The 17,991-nt window shown below is 58.4% G+C and carries 18 protein-coding genes and 1 pseudogene; 10 read left to right on the top strand and 9 right to left on the bottom strand.

From position 1 onward, the window contains the following. Positions 1 to 23: 23 nt before the first annotated feature. A complete protein-coding gene (locus tag JQ848_RS22995) occupies positions 24 to 779 on the bottom strand; it encodes a methyl-accepting chemotaxis protein (protein ID WP_369826391.1) in 756 nt (251 codons plus the stop codon). A gap of 102 nt (positions 780 to 881) precedes the next feature. Next, positions 882 to 1,028 (bottom strand): annotated as a pseudogene (locus JQ848_RS22990) (HAMP domain-containing protein); the annotation flags it as partial. A 1,456-nt stretch (positions 1,029 to 2,484) separates the two neighbouring features. On the opposite strand from JQ848_RS22990, the gene JQ848_RS15570 reads away from it, so the two are divergent. Then, complete coding sequence (locus JQ848_RS15570; protein ID WP_003441573.1) at positions 2,485 to 3,804, top strand: Na+/H+ antiporter family protein; 1,320 nt, start codon at positions 2,485 to 2,487, stop codon at positions 3,802 to 3,804. 15 nt (positions 3,805 to 3,819) lie between these two features. Here the strand turns inward: JQ848_RS15570 and JQ848_RS15565 are convergent, their stop codons facing one another. Next, entirely contained in the window at positions 3,820 to 4,680 is an 861-nt protein-coding gene (locus JQ848_RS15565) for a pirin family protein (RefSeq protein ID WP_161718780.1), read from the bottom strand. A 72-nt stretch (positions 4,681 to 4,752) separates the two neighbouring features. Then, the gene (locus tag JQ848_RS15560) at positions 4,753 to 5,169 is read right to left on the bottom strand and encodes an OsmC family protein (protein WP_003441577.1); all 417 of its coding nucleotides are present in this window, start codon (positions 5,167 to 5,169) and stop codon (positions 4,753 to 4,755) included. Between the two features lie 185 nt (positions 5,170 to 5,354). Here JQ848_RS15560 and JQ848_RS15555 point away from each other — a divergent pair, with 185 nt between their 5' ends. Next, the gene (locus tag JQ848_RS15555) at positions 5,355 to 6,311 is read left to right on the top strand and encodes an amidohydrolase family protein (RefSeq protein ID WP_202211308.1); all 957 of its coding nucleotides are present in this window, start codon (positions 5,355 to 5,357) and stop codon (positions 6,309 to 6,311) included. Between the two features lie 116 nt (positions 6,312 to 6,427). On the opposite strand, the gene fabB is transcribed toward JQ848_RS15555, so the two are convergent. The 3 genes from fabB to JQ848_RS15540 all read right to left on the bottom strand — a co-directional run bounded on the left by fabB (position 6,428) and on the right by JQ848_RS15540 (position 10,432). Next, a complete protein-coding gene (gene fabB, locus JQ848_RS15550) occupies positions 6,428 to 7,648 on the bottom strand; it encodes a beta-ketoacyl-ACP synthase I (RefSeq protein WP_003441586.1) in 1,221 nt (406 codons plus the stop codon). 11 nt (positions 7,649 to 7,659) lie between these two features. Then, positions 7,660 to 8,175 (bottom strand): 3-hydroxyacyl-[acyl-carrier-protein] dehydratase FabA, encoded by a 516-nt coding sequence (gene fabA / locus JQ848_RS15545; protein WP_003441588.1) that lies wholly within the window; start codon positions 8,173 to 8,175, stop codon positions 7,660 to 7,662. A 358-nt stretch (positions 8,176 to 8,533) separates the two neighbouring features. Beyond that, positions 8,534 to 10,432 carry a response regulator gene (locus JQ848_RS15540; protein ID WP_202210919.1) on the bottom strand — a complete coding sequence of 633 codons (1,899 nt, stop codon included), beginning with the start codon at positions 10,430 to 10,432 and terminating at the stop codon, positions 8,534 to 8,536. A gap of 265 nt (positions 10,433 to 10,697) precedes the next feature. On the opposite strand from JQ848_RS15540, the gene JQ848_RS15535 reads away from it, so the two are divergent. The 8 genes from JQ848_RS15535 (at position 10,698) to JQ848_RS15500 (ending at position 16,964) form a co-directional block, all read left to right on the top strand. Next, on the top strand, positions 10,698 to 11,723 hold the full coding sequence (locus JQ848_RS15535) for an NAD(P)H-dependent glycerol-3-phosphate dehydrogenase (protein ID WP_003441594.1): 1,026 nt from the start codon (positions 10,698 to 10,700) through the stop codon (positions 11,721 to 11,723). 18 nt (positions 11,724 to 11,741) lie between these two features. Continuing rightward, positions 11,742 to 12,074 carry a DUF4389 domain-containing protein gene (locus tag JQ848_RS15530; protein WP_202210918.1) on the top strand — a complete coding sequence of 111 codons (333 nt, stop codon included), beginning with the start codon at positions 11,742 to 11,744 and terminating at the stop codon, positions 12,072 to 12,074. Beyond that, entirely contained in the window at positions 12,071 to 12,520 is a 450-nt protein-coding gene (gene sixA / locus JQ848_RS15525) for a phosphohistidine phosphatase SixA (protein ID WP_010656471.1), read from the top strand. The genes JQ848_RS15530 and sixA overlap by 4 nt, the downstream gene beginning before the upstream one ends. Before the next feature lie 77 nt (positions 12,521 to 12,597). Further along, positions 12,598 to 13,041: a hotdog fold thioesterase gene (locus JQ848_RS15520; protein ID WP_003441605.1), complete on the top strand. Its 444-nt coding sequence runs from the start codon at positions 12,598 to 12,600 to the stop codon at positions 13,039 to 13,041. A gap of 112 nt (positions 13,042 to 13,153) precedes the next feature. Next, positions 13,154 to 13,957, top strand: coding sequence for an alpha/beta fold hydrolase (locus JQ848_RS15515; protein ID WP_202210917.1), 804 nt, complete (start codon positions 13,154 to 13,156; stop codon positions 13,955 to 13,957). Positions 13,958 to 14,023: 66 nt separating this feature from the next. Next, positions 14,024 to 14,878, top strand: a complete 855-nt coding sequence (locus JQ848_RS15510; RefSeq protein ID WP_160628137.1) for an alpha/beta hydrolase — start codon at positions 14,024 to 14,026, stop codon at positions 14,876 to 14,878. Positions 14,879 to 15,022: 144 nt separating this feature from the next. Then, entirely contained in the window at positions 15,023 to 15,841 is an 819-nt protein-coding gene (locus tag JQ848_RS15505) for a DUF4892 domain-containing protein (RefSeq protein ID WP_003441613.1), read from the top strand. 73 nt (positions 15,842 to 15,914) lie between these two features. Continuing rightward, positions 15,915 to 16,964 carry an AI-2E family transporter gene (locus JQ848_RS15500; RefSeq protein WP_003441615.1) on the top strand — a complete coding sequence of 350 codons (1,050 nt, stop codon included), beginning with the start codon at positions 15,915 to 15,917 and terminating at the stop codon, positions 16,962 to 16,964. Between the two features lies 1 nt (position 16,965). Here JQ848_RS15500 and JQ848_RS15495 read toward each other — a convergent pair whose 3' ends face one another. After that, complete coding sequence (locus JQ848_RS15495) at positions 16,966 to 17,436, bottom strand: RNA methyltransferase (RefSeq protein WP_003441617.1); 471 nt, start codon at positions 17,434 to 17,436, stop codon at positions 16,966 to 16,968. Between the two features lie 165 nt (positions 17,437 to 17,601). Next, positions 17,602 to 17,976: a YajD family HNH nuclease gene (locus JQ848_RS15490; RefSeq protein ID WP_003441620.1), complete on the bottom strand. Its 375-nt coding sequence runs from the start codon at positions 17,974 to 17,976 to the stop codon at positions 17,602 to 17,604. Between the last annotated feature and the right edge of the window lie 15 nt (positions 17,977 to 17,991).

Raw genomic sequence — 17,991 nt, 5'->3', positions numbered from 1 at the left:
GCCGTCAATCATGCCACTTCAGGTCAGACGCGGAACTGATCCATCAACTTTTGCTGCTGGTTGGCCAGTGAGTTCAGCGACTGGCTGACCCGTGCCGACTCATTGGCCTGTCCGGACAATGATTCCGTGACATCGCGGATGGTGGCCACATTGCTGTTGATCTCTTCAGCCACTGCACTCTGCTCTTCGGCGGCACTGGCAATCTGCAAGTTCATGTCGGTAATCACGCTCACGGCATCACCGATTTGCTGCAATGCCGTTACTGCCTGACCGACCTGCTCGACACTGCCCTGGGCCTGGCGATGGCTGTTGCCCATGGACGTCACTACATCCTTGGTGCCGATTTGCAGTTGTTCAATCACCTGTCGGGTTTCTTCCACCGACTCCTGGGTTCGTCGCGCCAAATTGCGCACTTCGTCAGCCACCACGGCAAAACCGCGCCCGGCTTCGCCTGCTCGGGCCGCCTCGATCGCAGCATTGAGGGCGAGTAAATTAGTCTGCTCGGCAATCGCGCGAATCACTTCCAGTACAGAACCGATTTTTTCGCTATTGGCCGCCAACCCTTCGACCTGGGTCATGGCTACGCTCATGTCGGCAGCCAGGTGGTCGATGCTGGACGTTGTACGGTCAATGATGGTCAGCCCCTGGCGTGTCGCCTGGTCGGCATCGCGCGCTGCCTGAGCAGCCTGCGCCGCACTGCGTGCGACATCTTGCGCCGTAGCGCTCATTTCATGGGAGGCAGTGGCAGCCTGATCGACCTGGCGGTACTGCTGCTCCATGCCGGCACTGGTCTGGGTGGCAATGGCCGCCGATTGATCGGCCGTATTGCGGGCATCCTGAACCGAATGTTTCACCTCGGCGATGATCGGCTGCAGCTTGTCGAGGAAGCGGTTGAACCAGCCTGCCAGCTGGCCCAGTTCGTCCTGCTTGTCGTAGGCCAGGCGTCGGGTCAGATCGCCTTCGCCGCTGGCAATGTCCTCAAGCATGCGCGCTACCCCCAGAATCGGTCGCGTCACACTGCGGGCCATCAGCCATACCAGCAGCAGGCCGATGATTGCTGCCAGAGAGCCCAGGCACAGCTCAATCAGGGTGCCTGCCTTATTGCGCTCGTCCAGTTCTGCTTGCAGCGCCTGGGCCGGCCCGACCAGTACCTTTTCCGGCACATCGAGTAACACCCCCCACGGCTTGCTGCCCGGGATCGGCAGGAACGGGGTCAGGATTTTCAACCGCTGGTGACCATGAATGCTCTGGGGCTCACCGCCGCTGGCCATCAGTTGACTCAACCGGGCACCATCGTCGGCGTCAATCTTATCCAGACGTTGGCCAAGCTTGCTCGCGTCGCTGCTAAAGCCGGCCAATATGCCTGCCGAGCTGACAATGCTGACGCTGGTCTGCCCGTCGTAAAGCTTCTGGCTGGCAAGCTGGCTCATGGTTTGCAGGCTGTTGAGGTTGATATCAACCGAGAGCGAGGCGATGACCTTGCCCTTGACCATCAGCGGAAAAACGATGCTGGTCAATAAAACGTTTTGCCCATCGATCGCGTAAAAGTAAGGTTCGATAATGCACGGCTGGAGCGTCGTACGCGGGCAGGTAAACCATGAATTATTCGCCTGGCCGCTGGGCCCGGTACTGGTATCGGTCATGTCGGTTTCAGGCAGTGCCATCGACGTCAGCTTGCCCGGCGTCGGTTGCGACCAGTAAAGGGCAAAACGACCCTTGTCGTTGCTGCCCAGCTCTGATTGATGGTCGAACAGCTGGTCCTTGCCGTCCAGCGCATTGGCTTCAAACACCAGGGACAAACCAAGCAAGTCGGGATTGGCCTGCAGGGCCGCTTTCACCTGTCGGGTCAGATCTTCACGCAGATCGAAAGCATCCAGAAAGCGCTTTTCCGATTGCTCACGTAAAAACAGGACTTGTCGTGCAAACCCGTTGCCGTATTGATAGGCGTCCATAAATTGGCGACTGATGGCCAACGCCTGAGCTTCGCCCTGGGCCTCAATACGGGCCTGTGCGGACTCATTGAGCATCTGCGTGCTTGAGGCCTCCACCAGATCGGCCGTGTAATCCATGCGGTAGAGGGAAAGTCCCACCAGAAGAGCGACGATACCCAGCAGGCAGAGTCCGGCGAGGAGGGTGATTTTCCATTGGATGGAAAGCTGTCTGAGCGACATGGAGACATCCTGAATAGAGGCTTTGTCTGTTAGCGGCCAGCCGATAGTTTTCTTTATGGGGAAATCTGTATTTAGAGGTTACGTTTTCAAATTTTAAAAAGATTAAACCCTGTCAGAATTAAGGGTATCCCCGTTCAGGCGATGATCCCCGCAGGCCTTTGGCGTGTGCTTTGACAAGGCGTCAATGCTGCTGCAAAGTGTGCGCCCCCAAATAAGCACTCCCTTTCAGACCGGCGACTGGAACAGCAGCCTTTTGCCCGAAATTTTCCGCTTTACGGTGTTTTATCGTAGTGCGCGCTAAGAGGTTGTAATGATGAATGCAGTAATTGCCGCGGTCGGCATCATGTTGGTGCTCAGTCTGTCCCGTGTGCATGTGGTGATCGCCCTGATCACGGGTGCCGTCGTCGGCGGCCTTGTGGGCGGGCTGGGCATCGAAGCAACGCTCGATGCGTTCAACAGCGGCTTGGGTGGCGGCGCGCAGGTCGCCTTGTCCTATGCAATGCTGGGTGCCTTCGCGGTGGCGATCGCCAAGTCCGGCCTGGCCCATGCACTGGCCGACAAGGCCCTGATCATGGTCAATAGACAACAGGCTGTCGGCGGCAATCGCCTCAAGTGGCTACTGATCGGTTTGTTGCTGGTGGTCGCAATCTCTTCGCAGAACATCCTGCCGATTCATATCGCCTTCATTCCCTTGCTGGTTCCGCCCCTGTTGTACGTGCTCACCAAGTTGAAAATTGACCGGCGCCTGATCGCCTGTGTCATGACCTTTGGCTTGATTACGCCATACATATTTTTACCGGTGGGCTTCGGCAACATCTTTCTCAACCAGATTTTGCTCGCCAACGTCAGCAAGAGCGGGGTGGATGTCAGCCAGGTCAATGTCACCCACGCAATGGCGATCCCGGCGCTAGGCATGTTGTTCGGGTTATTGGTGGCTGTATTCATCAGTTACCGCAAAAAGCGTGAATATGATTTGGCCAAGATTGAGCAGGTCGAGCAAGTGGCTATCAGCTACAACCCGCGAACCCTGCTGGTGGCCGGAGTTGCTATCGCTGCCGCGTTTATCATTCAGCTGTGGCTGGGCTCCATGATCATCGGAGCGCTGGCAGGCTTTCTGATTTTCTCGGCGTCGGGGATTGTGCGCTGGCGTGAGACCGATGACCTGTTCACCGAAGGCATGAAAATGATGGCCATGATTGGCTTCATCCTGATTGCCGCATCGGGTTTTGCCGAGGTGATGAAAGCCACCGGCGAAGTGAAATCCCTGGTTGAGGCGTCTGCAGGCATGATCAACCACAGTAAGGGTGTCGGGGCATTGCTGATGTTGCTGGTCGGGTTGCTGGTGACCATGGGCATTGGCTCGTCGTTTTCGACAGTACCGATTCTGGCGGCGATTTTTGTGCCGTTGTGTGTGCAGCTGGGTTTCAGTCCGATGGCCATCGTTTGCATCGTCGGTACCGCCGGAGCCCTGGGTGATGCCGGTTCGCCGGCTTCGGACTCAACCCTGGGTCCGACTTCCGGTTTGAACGTGGACGGCCAGCATCACCATATCTGGGACACCGTGGTGCCCACCTTCCTGCATTACAACCTGCCATTGCTGGCGTTTGGCTGGGTTGCAGCAATGGTGTTGTAAGGGCACGGCGGCTGTTCAGGGCAATTCGATACGACCGCTTTCTCCGGCAACGGTCGGCCAGTCTCCGGCAGCCCAGCGCGCTCGGGCCTGCTCGATAAGCACTGGATCACTGGCAACAAAATTCCAGTTCATGCGCCGAGGGCCATCCAGCGGCGCGCCACCTATCAACACTGCGTGGCAGTCGCTGTCGGCGCACAAGGTCAGTTCCTCTGCGGCGGGCAACAGCACCAGGCTGCGTGGCTCAATGGCCTGGCCTTGTAGCTGCGCTTGCCCTTCCAGCACATACAGCGCGCGCTCCTGGTGTTCTGCCGGGATAAGCAGCGTGGTGGCTGTTTGCATATGTATTTCGGCATACAGGGTCGGTGACAGCACGGGCACCGGTGAGGCCAGACAGAACCCGGTACCTGCCAGCATGCGAATCCTTACCCCGAGGCTATCGCTGACTGGCAAGCTGTCCGCCAGGTGATGGCTGTAGTGCCCCGGACCTTGCTCCCGGGTTTTGGGGGATGCCAGCCACACTTGCAGGCCATGCAGGGTTGATCCCCGGGCGAGCAGCGGGGCAGGCGTGCGTTCGATGTGGGCAATGGCTGCGCCGGCGGTCATCCAGCTGACTTCACCGGGGCCTACCTGCTGGTCAGAGCCCAGGCTGTCCTTGTGCTGCAACTGTCCTTCGAACAGATAGGTCAGGGTAGACAGACCAATGTGCGGATGCTGCCTGATATCCATCCCGTGGCCGGGCGGATAGTCGGTACGCAGCATGTGATCGAAGAACACGAAAGGGCCGACACTGCGACATTTCGCTGACGGCAGGGGGCGCAGGATGGGTTGCCCTTCGACATCCTCGGCGCGGGGGCGAATCACGGTCAGTTCATGCATGGTGCGGTCCCGGCAATGGAGAAGCGTTGAGCATAACCCAACGCTGTCATGTGCCCCCGTACTCCCGAGACGTTACTGGCTGAAAGCACCTTCAGACAAGTGAGTCTCGATGGTGACGTCTGCAGTGGTCATCAGCTTGTGGATCGGGCACTTGTCGGCCACCCGGTGCAGCTCCTGGCGCTGGGCGTCGGTGAGTACGCCCTTGAGCGTCAGTTTGACGTGCAGTGCGTATTTGCCGAGCTGCTCTTCGCTGGCGTCGTGTTTGATCTCGACCGTGACGCCAGTCAGCGGAATATCTTTCTTTTGCGCATAGAGCTTGAGCGTCAGCGCCTTGCAGGCACCGAGGGCGGCATCGAAATAATCATGGGGCGAGGGCGCTGAACTTTCGCCGCCCATTGCTTTGGGCAAATCGGTGAACACTTCGTGATCGTCGATTTTAATGCTGTGACGAAAGCCTTCGTGGGACTCGGTATTAACGGTAACAGTCATGGCAAACCTCAGATTGGCAGTGATAAAGGTCCTGATCTTTATAGAACATGCCGGGCGTTATGCGTTCACTTTGATCACAGGCTGAACCCTTGAACAGGCTGGCGGGTCTATTGGAGTCAACAGAGAGGAGATTCAGGTTGCGAATAAGACACTACGTTGTGGCCTGGGCCCTTGCGACGACCAGCATGTGGGTGCAGGCCCGCGACTATGCCTACAGCGATGCACATTTACATTACGTCGATTTCTTCCAGGAAACCGCCGGAATGGACGCATTGCTTCAGGAAATGGCCAGCAATCGAATCGACCACGTGATGATTTCCGGAATCCCCGTGGCCAAAAAATGGCATGAAGACGAACCCAAGCGCCCGCGTTACTACGCTGGCGATGACGCTGATGCCTATTGGTATAGCGCGACCGATGTGTGGGTGGCTGCAGCCGTCAACAAGCTGACAGCAGCACAGCGTGAGCACTTTCATCCGTTCCTGTCCGGTTTTAATCCCAATGACAAAAATTCTGCCGAGCACATTCAGCGCATGCTCGACCTCAACCCCGGTTTGTGGCAAGGCATTGGCGAGGTTTTCACCCGCCATGACGACCTGACGGCGCTCATCTCCGGGGACACACCGCGGGCCAATAACGAGGCCATGTCCAAGGTCTACAAATTGGCAGGGGAGCAGGATCTGCCAGTTCTGTTGCACTCCAACATCACTTCGAAACGGGAAAGGAACCCGCTGTATCTGGCCGAAATTGAAGAGCCGCTGGCGCAGTTCCCGGATACCCGGTTTATCTGGGCCCATGCAGGCAGCAGCGTCGAAATCCATAGGCACCAGACCCGGATGCCCTTTCTGTTACCCGAACTGACACGACTTCTGGCCCAGCATCGCAATCTCTACGTGGACCTGTCCTGGAGCATGCTCACGCCGTATCTGCTGGATGAGCAGGGCAAGGCCAGGCCTGAGTGGGTCGCGATTGTAGAACGCTTCCCGGAGCGTTTTATGCTGGGATCCGATGTGGTGGGGCGTTTCGACAAAGTGGGGCAAGAGTTACGCAGTTTTGATCCGTTTCTGGATGCCTTGCCTGAAAGCGTTGCGCGCAAGGTGGCCAGGGATAATTTCCTGTCGGTGTTGCCGAAAAAGCGCTAGGGACTGCTGGCGTTTGCTTGTAAGTCAGTGTCGCCGGAGCAACTTTCGCCAGATTATTCCGGACAAAAAAATGCCCCGAACCGGTCGGGGCATTTTTCATTTCGCGAGCGGAAGGCTTATTTGCCAGTCCAGCGCTTCAGAACCAGAGTGGCGTTAGTGCCACCGAAGCCGAAGCTGTTGCTCATCACGTTGTTCAGCGTGACGTCTTCGCGGGTCTTGGTCAGGATCGGCATGTCGGCGACAACCGGGTCCAGCTCTTCGATGTTGGCAGAGCCGGCAATGAAGTTGCCTTCCATCATCAGCAGGCAGTAGATCGCTTCGTGAACGCCTGCGGCGCCCAGGGAGTGACCCGACAGGCTTTTGGTGGAGCTGATGGCTGGAGCCTTGTCGCCGAACACCGCACGAACACCTTCCATTTCCTTGGCGTCGCCTACCGGAGTAGAGGTGCCATGGGTGTTGAGGTAGTCGATTGGGCCGTCAACGGTAGCCATTGCCATCTGCATGCAGCGGATGGCGCCTTCGCCGCTTGGGGCAACCATGTCATAGCCGTCGGAGGTCGCGCCGTAGCCGACGATTTCGGCGTAGATCTTGGCGCCACGGGCCAGGGCGTGTTCCAGCTCTTCAACCACAACCATGCCGCCGCCGCCTGCAATGACAAAACCGTCACGGTTCTTGTCGTAGGCGCGAGATGCTTTCTCTGGCGTGTCGTTGTATTGAGTGGACAAGGCGCCCATGGCGTCGAACAGGAACGACTGGCTCCAATGTTCTTCTTCACCGCCGCCAGCAAATACGATGTCCTGCTTGCCCAGCTGGATCTGCTCTACTGCGGTACCGATGCAGTGGGCACTGGTGGCGCAGGCAGAGGAGATCGAGTAGTTCACGCCCTTGATCTTGAACGGGGTCGCCAGGCAGGCGGAAACGGTGCTGCCCATGGTCCGCGTAACGCGGTAAGGACCTACACGCTTGACGCCTTTTTCGCGCAGGATGTCCAGCGCTTCCATCTGGTTCAAGGTCGACGCGCCGCCGGAGCCGGCGATCAGGCCGGTACGCGGGTTGGAGACTTGCTCCTCGGTCAGACCGGAATCGGTGATGGCGTCTTTCATGGCCAGGTAGGCGTAAGCCGCCGCGTGGCCGACGAAGCGATAGATCTTGCGATCGATCAGCTCTTCAAGAGGCAGGTCGATGGAGCCGGAAACCTGGCTACGCAGACCCATTTCGGCATATTCCGGGTTGAATCGGATGCCAGGGCGACTTGCACGCAGGTTAGCGGAGACGGTCTCTTTGTCATTGCCCAAGCACGAAACGATGCCCAGACCAGTGATAACGACGCGGCGCATGCGGATAACCCTTAGAAGTTTTCAGTGGAAGTAAAAACGCCGACCCGAAGGCCTTCGGCGGTGTAAATCTCGCGACCGTCGACGCTGACGGAACCATCGGCAATTGCCAGGTTCAGCTTGCCGCGAAGGACACGTTTGATCTGAATGTTGTAAGTGATCTTCTTGGCGGTCGGCAATACCTGACCGAAGAACTTCACTTCGCCCGAACCCAGGGCACGGCCGCGGCCCGGCAAGCCTTGCCAGCCCAGGAAAAAGCCAACCAGCTGCCACATGGCGTCGAGGCCCAGGCAGCCCGGCATCACCGGATCACCTTCGAAGTGACAGGCAAAGAACCACAGGTCAGGGGTGATATCCAGCTCGGCGACCAATTCACCTTTGCCGTACTTGCCACCCTCTTCGCTGATATGGGTGATGCGATCCACCATCAGCATGTTCGGGGCGGGCAGTTGCGCGTTACCTGGGCCGAATAGCTCGCCGCGGCTACAGCGCAGCAAATCTTCCCGAGTAAAGGCGTTTTGTTTGGTCATGCGAGCTCCTCAATAATCCCATGCGGCAGGGTGGGGCAAATCTTCCCGACCAACCGGAACGTTCGCGTTCCAGTTCGCCAGCCTACACATAGACTATTGCGTTGTAGTGAAAGTCACAGCGCAAAGGGCAAGAATGTACACTTGTGCACTGAAAATTTAAATCAGGCCGGTTCAGGGGCCCATTCGGGTGTCTAAGACTGCCGCACTTTTGCCTTTAACGCCAGTCGCAGGTGGTTCTACAAGCCCTGTTCAGGTTTCGTCGGGCCGGGATGTTGCCGCGGCCAGAGTGCTTTGGTCACTGCGCAGGGGCTGCGGGCAGCGCCGTCCCCGGGAAACCGGAACAGCCCCTGATTACAGGTTACTGCACCCAGCGCTGCAGAATTTGCTCCAGGTCAGTGCGTTTGAATGGTTTGGCGAGGTAATCGTTCATTCCCGCTTGCAGACAATTTTCCCTGTCCCCCTGCAGGGCGTTGGCTGTCAGGGCAATGATGGGCACCGTGGTGCAGCCTGATAACTGGCGGATTTGCCGGGTAGCTTCATAGCCGTCAATGATCGGTAGCCGGCAGTCCATCAAAATGGCCGCGTAGTTCTCGGTGTTGGCATGGTGAATCGCCTGTGCACCGTCACTGACTACGCTCACCTCATACCCCAGGTTCCTCAACACGGCCTCAATGACCGTCTGATTGACCCGGTTATCTTCCACCAGCAGGATTTTTCGGCCCTTGGTACGCATCGGTTCAGTCGCCAACTCCGGTTGGTGCTGCTGGGGAACGGGATGGTGCAGTTCCAGCGGGATCTCCAGGGTAAATACCGAGCCGAGGGATTCTTCGCTCTTGGCATGCAGCGTGCCGCCCATGCGTTCAGCCAGCGTGCGGGCAATGGGCAACCCCAGTCCGGTGCCGCCATAACGACGTGAAATCGAGCTGTCGGCTTGCTGGAAGGCATTAAACATCGAGTCCAGCTTGTCGCTGCTGATCCCGATACCGCTGTCGCGTACGGTGCAGGTGAACCAGATAAGTTCATGGTCCAGGGGCTGCCAGAGCGGCTCGATGCTGACTTGCCCATACTCGGTAAACTTCAAGGCGTTGCCAATCAAGTTGACCAGAATCTGCCGGATGCGGGTCGGATCGCCGAGTACGTGCAAGTCCTGCAAGCCATCAGGGATCGACAGCTGCAACAGCAACCCGCGCTGTCCGGCATTGTGCTGAAAAGCCTGGGCGCAGTTGCTGACCAGTTCGGCCAGATTGAAGGGGATGCGTTCGAGGTCAAGAATCGAGCGCTCAATTCTCGAGAAGTCGAGGATGTCGTTGATCACCTTGAGCAAGTGCTCGGTAGACTCCGAGGCCAGAGCCGCATACTCGATCTGCTCGGGCGTCATCTCAGTGGTTTCCAGTAATTGCAGCATCCCCAGTACGCCATTCATCGGGGTGCGTAGCTCGTGGCTCATCATCGCCAGGAAATCTGTTTTTGCGCGGTTGGCCCGTTCAGCCTCTTCACGTGTCTGAATCAGTTGCGCGATGGTTGCTTCCTGCTCGCGACTGGCTTTTTCAAGGCCATCGGCAAGGTTATTGATATGCCGGGCCAGACTGCCCAGTTCGCTGTCGTCGACCACAGGCAAATGCATTTTGTAATCGCCTTGCTGAATGGCTTTGACGGCATTGCTCATATCGATGATGGGTCTGGACAGGTTGGTTGCAAGGCGACGGGCCAGCAGGTAGGTAAAACCCAGTGCAAACAGCGCCAGGATCAATGCCTTGAGCAGGATTTCTTGCTGGCGCTTGTCGAATGCCTCATTGGAAATACCGACCAGTACCCGGCCCGGATAGCCTTCCCTCGGCAGCGTTGCCTGGAGGTCGTGGGTGACCAGGTAATCACCGGAGCCGTTTCCCTGCATGCGAACCGGTGCCTGGAATATCTCGGCATGTGATTCCCGTTCCGCACCGGAAGCCGGTTGCTCGGCATGAAACAGCATGTTGTTGGCAGGGTCCTGCACTTGTACAAATTGCACATGTGGCGTGTTCAGCGAGACCTTTGCCTGGCTGTTCAGCATCTCGGTATTGCCGGATAAAATCCCGTACTCCGAGGCGGGCGCCAGCTGGTTGGCAATCAACTGGCCGGTGTGATTCAGCTCCTGGCGCAAGTCCTGGATGCGAATAAAGGTAAAAAGACTGATTAACAGCAACGTCAGGAGCAACGCTGGGCCCAGGCTCATCATTTGCGTGCGGGTATGTATGTTCCAGCGACTGCGAACGCTCATGGGGGCGGTGCTCCATCAGTCTTGCCCTTGGTACTGGAGGTATAGCCCATGTGTACTGCCATCCCTGACTTGAGGTCGCCATTCTTGTGCGCAGCAATGTTGCCTTGGAGTGTGAACCGCAAGGCGGCATGGTAACTGAGCTGTTTCGCTTTTCCAGTCGCCGCCGACTCTTTTCCATGCAATCAATCGTTCAAGGTCTCGCCTTGAGGGATGTGCTCCGTATAATGCCGGTATTGCCACTGCTATATAGATGACGGGATTGCATATGACTGAACAGCACGCTATTGCGGTCTTGGGAGGCGGGAGTTTTGGCACCGCCGTGGCCAACTTGCTGGCAGAAAACGGTCATCCAGTGCGCCAGTGGATGCGGGATCCGGAGCAAGCCGAGGCGATTCGCCTGAATCGCGAGAACCCTCGCTACCTTAAAGGCATCAAGATTCACCCCCTGGTTGAGCCGGTCACCGACCTGCAGGCAACGCTTGAAGCCTGTGAACTGTGCTTTGTGGCATTGCCCTCCAGCGCCTTGCGCAATGTGTTGGCAGAGCATGCCGAACGCCTGAGCGGCAAAATGCTGGTCAGCCTGACCAAAGGCATTGAAGCTCACAGTTTCAAGCTGATGAGCGAGATTCTTGAGGAAATCGCTCCGCAAGCCAGAATCGGCGTGCTGTCCGGCCCCAATCTGGCCCGTGAAGTTGCCGAACATGCATTGACGGCCACAGTGGTCGCCAGTGCCGACGAAGAGCTCTGCGCTCGGGTACAAGCGGCTTTGCACGGCCGCACATTTCGGGTCTATGCCAGTGCTGACCGGTTCGGCGTGGAGTTGGGCGGGGCGTTGAAAAACGTGTACGCAATCATTGCCGGCATGGCCGTGGCACTGGAAATGGGTGAAAACACCAAGAGCATGCTGATTACCCGTGCCCTGGCAGAAATGACCCGTTTTGCAGTCAGTCAGGGCGCCAACCCCATGACTTTTCTCGGACTGGCCGGGGTAGGTGATTTGATCGTCACTTGCTCATCGCCCAAAAGCCGCAACTATCAGGTCGGGTTTGCCCTGGGCCAGGGTTTGAGTCTGGAAGAGGCCGTTACCCGCCTGGGCGAAGTGGCAGAAGGCGTGAATACGCTCAAGGTGCTCAAGGTCAAGGCGCAGGAGTTGAATGTTTATATGCCATTGGTCGCAGGCTTGCATGCAATCCTGTTTGAGGGCCGCACCCTCAATCAGGTAATTGAGCTGCTGATGCGCGCCGAGCCTAAAACCGATGTCGACTTTATCTCCACCAGTGGTTTCAACTGAGCCCGACAGGAGCAGCATATGAACGATACAAAAAATGCACCCAAGTACGAGTCCATTGTGTTGCGCGTGTTCTGGATGCTGGTCTTTCTTCTGGTCTGGCAGGTCGCGCAACTGGTGCTTGGCGCGCTGGTGCTGGTGCAACTGATTTACCGTCTGGTTTACGGTGCACCTAACGCCGGGCTGATGAACTTTGGCGATAGCCTGAGCCTTTACCTCGCACAAATCGGGCGCTTCGGCAGCTTTCACACCGAGCAAAAGCCCTGGCCGTTTGCCGATTGGCCCGCCCCGCGTGCGCCAGAAGGCGAGGTTCCGTACGTGGCGCCCACTGGCGGCGCAGAGACCAAGCCATGAAAATCTGGATCTTGCGCCATGGTGAGGCCCAGCCCCACGCAAGACGTGATGCCGAGCGCGAGCTGACCGTAAAAGGGCGTGAACAGGTTTTGCACAGTGCTGCCCGGTTGCTTGATCAGCCACTGGACAGCATTTTGGCAAGCCCGTACGTTCGGGCTCAGCAAACCGCTGAGCTGGTACGCAATGCCCTGGGTTTCGCCCCGCAACTCATCAGCGTGCCGTGGCTGACTCCCGATAGTGATCCACGGCAGGCCCTGAGCCAGCTTCCCGATAGCGGCAATGTGCTGCTGGTTACCCATCAGCCTTTTGTGGGTGACCTGATCAGCCTGTTAATGCATGGCCATATGCGCCAGCCGCAGCCAATGCATACGGCCAGCCTGGCGGAACTTGAGGGTGAGTGGCCGCTGGCGGGCAGCATGACGTTGTGCAACCTGTGGCATCCCTGAGTACAAAACAAAAAACCTGCATGGGGCTGCGCTGTGGCAAGCCGGCCAGCCATGCTCTCTGACCCAAGGAATGAACCATGATCTCGTGGACCACCACGCCGGACCTTGCAAAGCTCAACTCTCTGCGCAAAAACACTATTTGCGACGTGCTGGACATTACGTTCGACGCCTTCGACGATGAGTCGATCACGGCCAGCATGGCGGTGGATCACCGTACCCATCAACCTTTCGGCTTGTTGCATGGTGGCGCCTCGGTAGTGCTGGCCGAGACGGTGGGGTCAATGGCCAGTTTCTTGTGTGTCGACACCTCAAAGTTTTATTGCGTCGGTCTTGAGGTCAACGCCAACCACTTGCGTGGTGTACGCAGCGGGCGTGTGACTGCGGTGGCTCGCCCGGTTCATATGGGCCGTACCACCCATGTGTGGGATATCCGCCTGACGGACGACAGCGGCAAGTTCAGCTGCATTTCCCGCCTGACCATCGCGGTAGTGCCCTTGGGTGAAGCGCCGCCCGTGCGCTGATCAAATGCTCAGATAATGGCCGTAGTGGCGTCACTCATGGCGCATACGGTCATTGATATGAGTATTTTTCCTGCAGACAATAAGCTGGACTCTCTACTTATGGACGCCTTGTATGTCTAGGCAGATTTTTTTCGCCCATGCCAACGGCTTCCCTTCTGCTACCTATGGCAAGTTGTTCGATGCTCTGACCCCGGACTTCAACGTGGCATGCCTGCCACAGCACGGGCATGACCCGCGTTTTCCGGTGGATGACAACTGGCACAACCTGGTCGATGAGCTGATCTTCCACCTGCAGCAGCAAGCCGGACCGGTACTGGGCGTTGGCCACTCTTTGGGCGGGATGTTGCACCTGCATGCGGCAATCCGTTGTCCGCATTTATACAAAGGCGTGGTCATGCTTGATTCGCCGGTGCTGACGCTTACCGACCGGTGGGTGATTCGCGCCGCCAAGCGTTTTGGCTTGATTGATCGCCTGACTCCGGCTGGACGTACTTTGGGGCGGCGTGAAGAGTTCGCCGATCGCGAGACCGCCCGTGCCTACTTTGCGGGCAAGTCGCTGTTTCGCAGTTTTGATCCTGACTGTTTCGAAGCGTACCTGGAGCACGGTTTGCAGGCCGTCGACGATCGCTTGCGCCTGAGCTTCGACCCGGCGACCGAGATTAATATTTACCGGGGCGTCCCCCACACCAGCCCCGGGCGCGCCTTTCAGTTGCAAGTGCCGCTGACGGTCGTGCGTGGGCGCGACAGCCGGGTAGTCATGAGCCATCATGCCAAGGCCGTGGCGCGCATGCCCAACGGTGAGTCACTGAGCGTACCGGGCGGGCACATGTTCCCGCTGGAGCAGCCCCAAGACACCGCTGTACTGCTCAAACAGATTTTTGCCCGCTGGGAGCCCGGGACTGTTGCAGTTTCGTAGTGTCCGGCTCATGGCCGCAACGGCGTCGCATCGCCCTTAACCTCAAGTCTTTGAAGAGCATGTCCCATGAGTCCTGTGGTTGAAGAAGTACGTCTGAGCCTGCCGCATATTGAACTGGCTGCGCACATGTCTGGCCCGCCGGACGGTCTGCCGGTAATTGCCCTGCACGGCTGGCTGGACAACGCCAACAGCTTCGCCCGGCTGGCGCCAAAACTGCCGGGCTTGCGCATCGCGGCACTGGACTTTGCCGGCCATGGTCATTCAGATCACCGCCCGCGCGGGGCGGGCTATAGCTTGGCCGATTACGCCTTTGATGTGCTGTGCGTGGCCGAGCAGCTGGGTTGGGAACGGTTCGCCCTGTTGGGGCACTCGTTGGGGGCGATAGTTTCGGTGGTGATTGCGGGTTCGTTTCCCGAGCGCGTCACGCACCTGGCCTTGATTGACGGGATCATGTTGCGCAACGGCCCGGTAGAGGGTACGGCTGAGCGCATGGGCCAGGCCCTGCAAGCGCAGCTTGATCTGCAGCACAAGCGCAAGTCGGTGCATCCGACGCTCGAACGAGCCATTGAGGCGCGGATGAAGGGCATGGTGGCGGTTAGCCGCGAGGCGGCAGAACTACTCGCTCAGCGCGGTCTGATGCCCGTCCCCGGTGGTTATAGCTGGCGTAGCGACAGTCGCCTGACCTTGCCGTCGCCATTGCGTCTGACCGATGAACAGGCCATGTCCTTCATCCGGCGGGTGAATTGTCCTGGGACCCTGGTGGTGGCAGAACAGGGCATGCTGGCCAGTCATGCCGGGCTGCTGGATCAACTACCTTTCAACCTGGAACGGTTACCCGGTGGCCATCATTTGCACCTGAATGACGAGTCGGGGGCAGTCCTTGTTGCAGACTGTTTCAATCGGTTCTTCTCCGTTCCTTGACTTGCGGCGGTCAACTGCCGAGGCTTGGCGGGATGAAAGGGAGACAACCATGATAGATCTCTACACCGCTGCGACCCCGAAAGGCCATCCGGTCTCTATCGTGAGGATGCTGAACCACACCCTGCGTCTGTGCGAAGTACGCCGATGAAGCTACCCAATCGTTTGTTCCTGGCTGTGGGCCTGAGCTGCCTGAGCCCGCTACTGTGGGCTGCCGATGTGCCCGGCAGTCATGATTTGCAAGATGTGCCAAGGCTGGCAGATGCGCAAATTGTCGATTACACCGTGCAACCTGATATCGAGCGCATCTATCCGCTGGGTTCGATCCGCAAAATCAGTGGCCGTCTCCGATTTGAAGGCCAGGTCAATGCCCGTGGGCAGACGACCGCCATCACCTATGAGCTGCCCGCTGAACACTCGGCCAATGAAGCCTTCACTGCTGCCCGTGAAGCCTTGCAGGCCAAGGGCGCCGAGTTGCTGTTCTGGTGTCAGGCGCGCGATTGTGGTGAAAGCAGCCTTTGGGCCAATGAAGTATTTGGCAACTCCAAGCTGGTAGGCTCCGACGAGCAACAGTCCTATCTGTTGCTGCGCCGTGCGGCTCCGGATCAGAACCAGCTTGTGGCGCTGTACAGCATCAATCGCGGGTCGCGCAAAGCCTACCTGCATGTCGAGCAGCTTGAATCGAGTGCCGATCTGGGCGAGTTGTTGCCCACTTCGGCCACCTTGCAGCGCCAGCTCAAAAGCACCGGCAGGCTGGATTTGCCCACCCTCACCGGTGAGCCCGATGCACCGTGGCTTACGTTGATATCCCGGGCATTGAATCTCGATACTACCTCCCGGGTCAGTTTGACCGGAAACCAGGCCGCGGCCTGGCGTGATGCCCTGATCAAGAGCGGGGTGCGGGCGGCGCGCATTGAGCTTGGCGACAGCCAGACCCAGGGGCTGCATGTGGAATTACTGCGTTAACAATTTGTAAGCGGCGGTTACACTCCAGGTAATCGCCGTCCCTCTTTTCATCTCAATTCTCTGCGGAACACACATGCTCAATAACGATCGCCTGCTGGTGCAGATTCTGCTTCTGGTGTTGTTCGGTGCCAGTCTGTGGGTGATGGCTCCTTTCTGGTCGGCCTTGTTCTGGGGCGCGGTGCTGGCGTTTGCCAGCTGGCCCCTGATGCGCCTGCTGACACGGGCGCTCAAGGGCCGTGAGTCGCTGGCTGCGGGCATCCTGACCCTGGGCTGGATGCTGCTGGTGGCAGTGCCGCTGGTATGGCTGGGGTTCAACCTGGCAGACCATGTGCGCGACGCTACCACCTTGATCAAGGATGTTCAGCTCGAAGGCTTGCCGGAGGCCCCGACCTGGCTCGCCGGCATTCCGCTGGTCGGCGAACGCCTGGTGGGGCTCTGGAACACCATCGATGAGCAGGGCGCAGCCATGCTCATGGCGGTAAAACCGTATCTGGGGCAGGTGGGTAACTGGCTATTGGCCCGCAGCGCGCAGATTGGCGGCGGCATCCTGGAACTGACATTGAGCATTGTGTTCGTGTTCTTTTTCTATCGTGACGGCCCGCGCCTGGCAAGCTTCGTGCATCGTCTGCTGGAACGACTGATCGGCGACCGTGCCGACTACTACCAGGAATTGGTGGCGGGCACGGTCCAGCGTGTAGTCAACGGTGTGATTGGCACCGCGGCCGCTCAGGCGCTGCTGGCGCTCATAGGCTTTTTGATCGCCGGGGTTCCGGGTGCGCTGGTGCTGGGCCTGGCAACCTTTCTGCTCAGTCTGATTCCCATGGGGCCACCGCTGATCTGGATCCCGGCCACCGCCTGGCTGGCCTGGAAGGGTGACTACGGGATGGCGATTTTCCTCGGGATCTGGGGCACGCTGGTTATCAGTGGTGTCGATAACGTACTCAAGCCGTACCTGATCAGCCGGGGCGGCAACCTGCCGCTGGTGATCGTCCTGCTCGGGGTGTTTGGCGGGTTGATAGCATTCGGCTTTATCGGTCTGTTTATCGGTCCTACCTTGCTGGCTATCGCCTACAGCCTGCTGCTGGACTGGAGTGCCAGCCAGCAGAACAAGGGCAAGGTCTGACTTAGCCGAACTTTGGCCCGGAGCGGGTGTTATTGCCCTTGGCCAAACGGTCGTAAAGCACCACATTGACCGTGGCTGCAAGGTTCATGCAGCCAGTGGTCGGGATGTAAATAACGTCTTCGCACCACTCCAGCACGTCTTTACCCAGCGACCCGTCTTCCGGGCCGAAAATATAGATCGCCCGGTCCGGGTGGGTGTACTCCGGCAAGGAGCGGGCGCCCTCTACCATTTCGACAGCGACGGGAATGCAGCCCAGCGGGATGATCTTTTTCAGGTCGTCGATACCGATCAGGGGGATGTCCTGATGGATTTTCTTGGTGTCGGTGACGAAGTCGCGGGCGCGTTCATAGCGTTTTCCGGTGTAGAACACCGACGCCACGTTGTAGCAACCAGCCGCACGCATCACCGAGCCGACGTTTTCCGGTGATTTGGGGTTATACAAACCAATGCAGCTGTACCGTTTGTTTGCCACGTGCCGTTGCCCTTCAGAAAAAAGACGCGAGTATACCGGCATTGTCTGTGGATCGGGGGGCACGTGGTCTGTTGCGGGAGCCGGCTTGCCAGTGCTGCAAGCCCTCGGTTTTGACTGTCATCCCGGGGCGCAGCCATCGCTGGCAAGCCAGCTCCCGCACAGGCACTACTCGTCTTTTTTCATCAGCCCGGCCAGCGCGGCAAACGGGTTGTGGGTCGCCTTGGCGATTTTCGGGCTGCTGGTGGAGCTTTCCGAAAAGTACTGTTGATCGGTGTAACGCGAGTGTTCGTTGTCGTGGCAGTACAGGCACAACAGCTCCCAGTTGGAACCGTCTTGCGGGTTGTTGTCGTGGTTGTGATCGCGGTGGTGGACAGTCAGTTCGCTCAGGCGCTTGCCGGCAAACTCACGGGCGCAGCGGCCACACACGTGGGGATACATTTTCAGGGCTTTGTCGCGATAGCCCATTTCGCGGTCACGCTGGGCATCGGCCAGGATGCGATCCAGCTTGGCAGTGTGGGACGGTGGGTTGGCCGAACTCATGGGTTCACCTTTTAG

Origin of the sequence: Pseudomonas paraversuta, from assembly GCF_904067025.1 — a bacterium.
Classification (GTDB): domain Bacteria; phylum Pseudomonadota; class Gammaproteobacteria; order Pseudomonadales; family Pseudomonadaceae; genus Aquipseudomonas; species Aquipseudomonas paraversuta.
This window is presented reverse-complemented; position numbering and strand designations above follow the sequence as displayed.

Bases quoted from the DNA above. Each gene is read 5' to 3' on its own strand.
- JQ848_RS22995 (WP_369826391.1), bottom strand. From the start codon at position 779: ATGGAGCAGCAGTACCGCCAGGTCGATCAGGCTGCCACTGCCTCCCAT.
- JQ848_RS15570 (WP_003441573.1), top strand. From the start codon at position 2,485: ATGAATGCAGTAATTGCCGCGGTCGGCATCATGTTGGTGCTCAGTCTG.
- JQ848_RS15565 (WP_161718780.1), bottom strand. From the start codon at position 4,680: ATGCATGAACTGACCGTGATTCGCCCCCGCGCCGAGGATGTCGAAGGG.
- JQ848_RS15560 (WP_003441577.1), bottom strand. From the start codon at position 5,169: ATGACTGTTACCGTTAATACCGAGTCCCACGAAGGCTTTCGTCACAGC.
- JQ848_RS15555 (WP_202211308.1), top strand. From the start codon at position 5,355: ATGTGGGTGCAGGCCCGCGACTATGCCTACAGCGATGCACATTTACAT.
- fabB (WP_003441586.1), bottom strand. From the start codon at position 7,648: ATGCGCCGCGTCGTTATCACTGGTCTGGGCATCGTTTCGTGCTTGGGC.
- fabA (WP_003441588.1), bottom strand. From the start codon at position 8,175: ATGACCAAACAAAACGCCTTTACTCGGGAAGATTTGCTGCGCTGTAGC.
- JQ848_RS15540 (WP_202210919.1), bottom strand. From the start codon at position 10,432: ATGAGCGTTCGCAGTCGCTGGAACATACATACCCGCACGCAAATGATG.
- JQ848_RS15535 (WP_003441594.1), top strand. From the start codon at position 10,698: ATGACTGAACAGCACGCTATTGCGGTCTTGGGAGGCGGGAGTTTTGGC.
- JQ848_RS15530 (WP_202210918.1), top strand. From the start codon at position 11,742: ATGAACGATACAAAAAATGCACCCAAGTACGAGTCCATTGTGTTGCGC.
- sixA (WP_010656471.1), top strand. From the start codon at position 12,071: ATGAAAATCTGGATCTTGCGCCATGGTGAGGCCCAGCCCCACGCAAGA.
- JQ848_RS15520 (WP_003441605.1), top strand. From the start codon at position 12,598: ATGATCTCGTGGACCACCACGCCGGACCTTGCAAAGCTCAACTCTCTG.
- JQ848_RS15515 (WP_202210917.1), top strand. From the start codon at position 13,154: ATGTCTAGGCAGATTTTTTTCGCCCATGCCAACGGCTTCCCTTCTGCT.
- JQ848_RS15510 (WP_160628137.1), top strand. From the start codon at position 14,024: ATGAGTCCTGTGGTTGAAGAAGTACGTCTGAGCCTGCCGCATATTGAA.
- JQ848_RS15505 (WP_003441613.1), top strand. From the start codon at position 15,023: ATGAAGCTACCCAATCGTTTGTTCCTGGCTGTGGGCCTGAGCTGCCTG.
- JQ848_RS15500 (WP_003441615.1), top strand. From the start codon at position 15,915: ATGCTCAATAACGATCGCCTGCTGGTGCAGATTCTGCTTCTGGTGTTG.
- JQ848_RS15490 (WP_003441620.1), bottom strand. From the start codon at position 17,976: ATGAGTTCGGCCAACCCACCGTCCCACACTGCCAAGCTGGATCGCATC.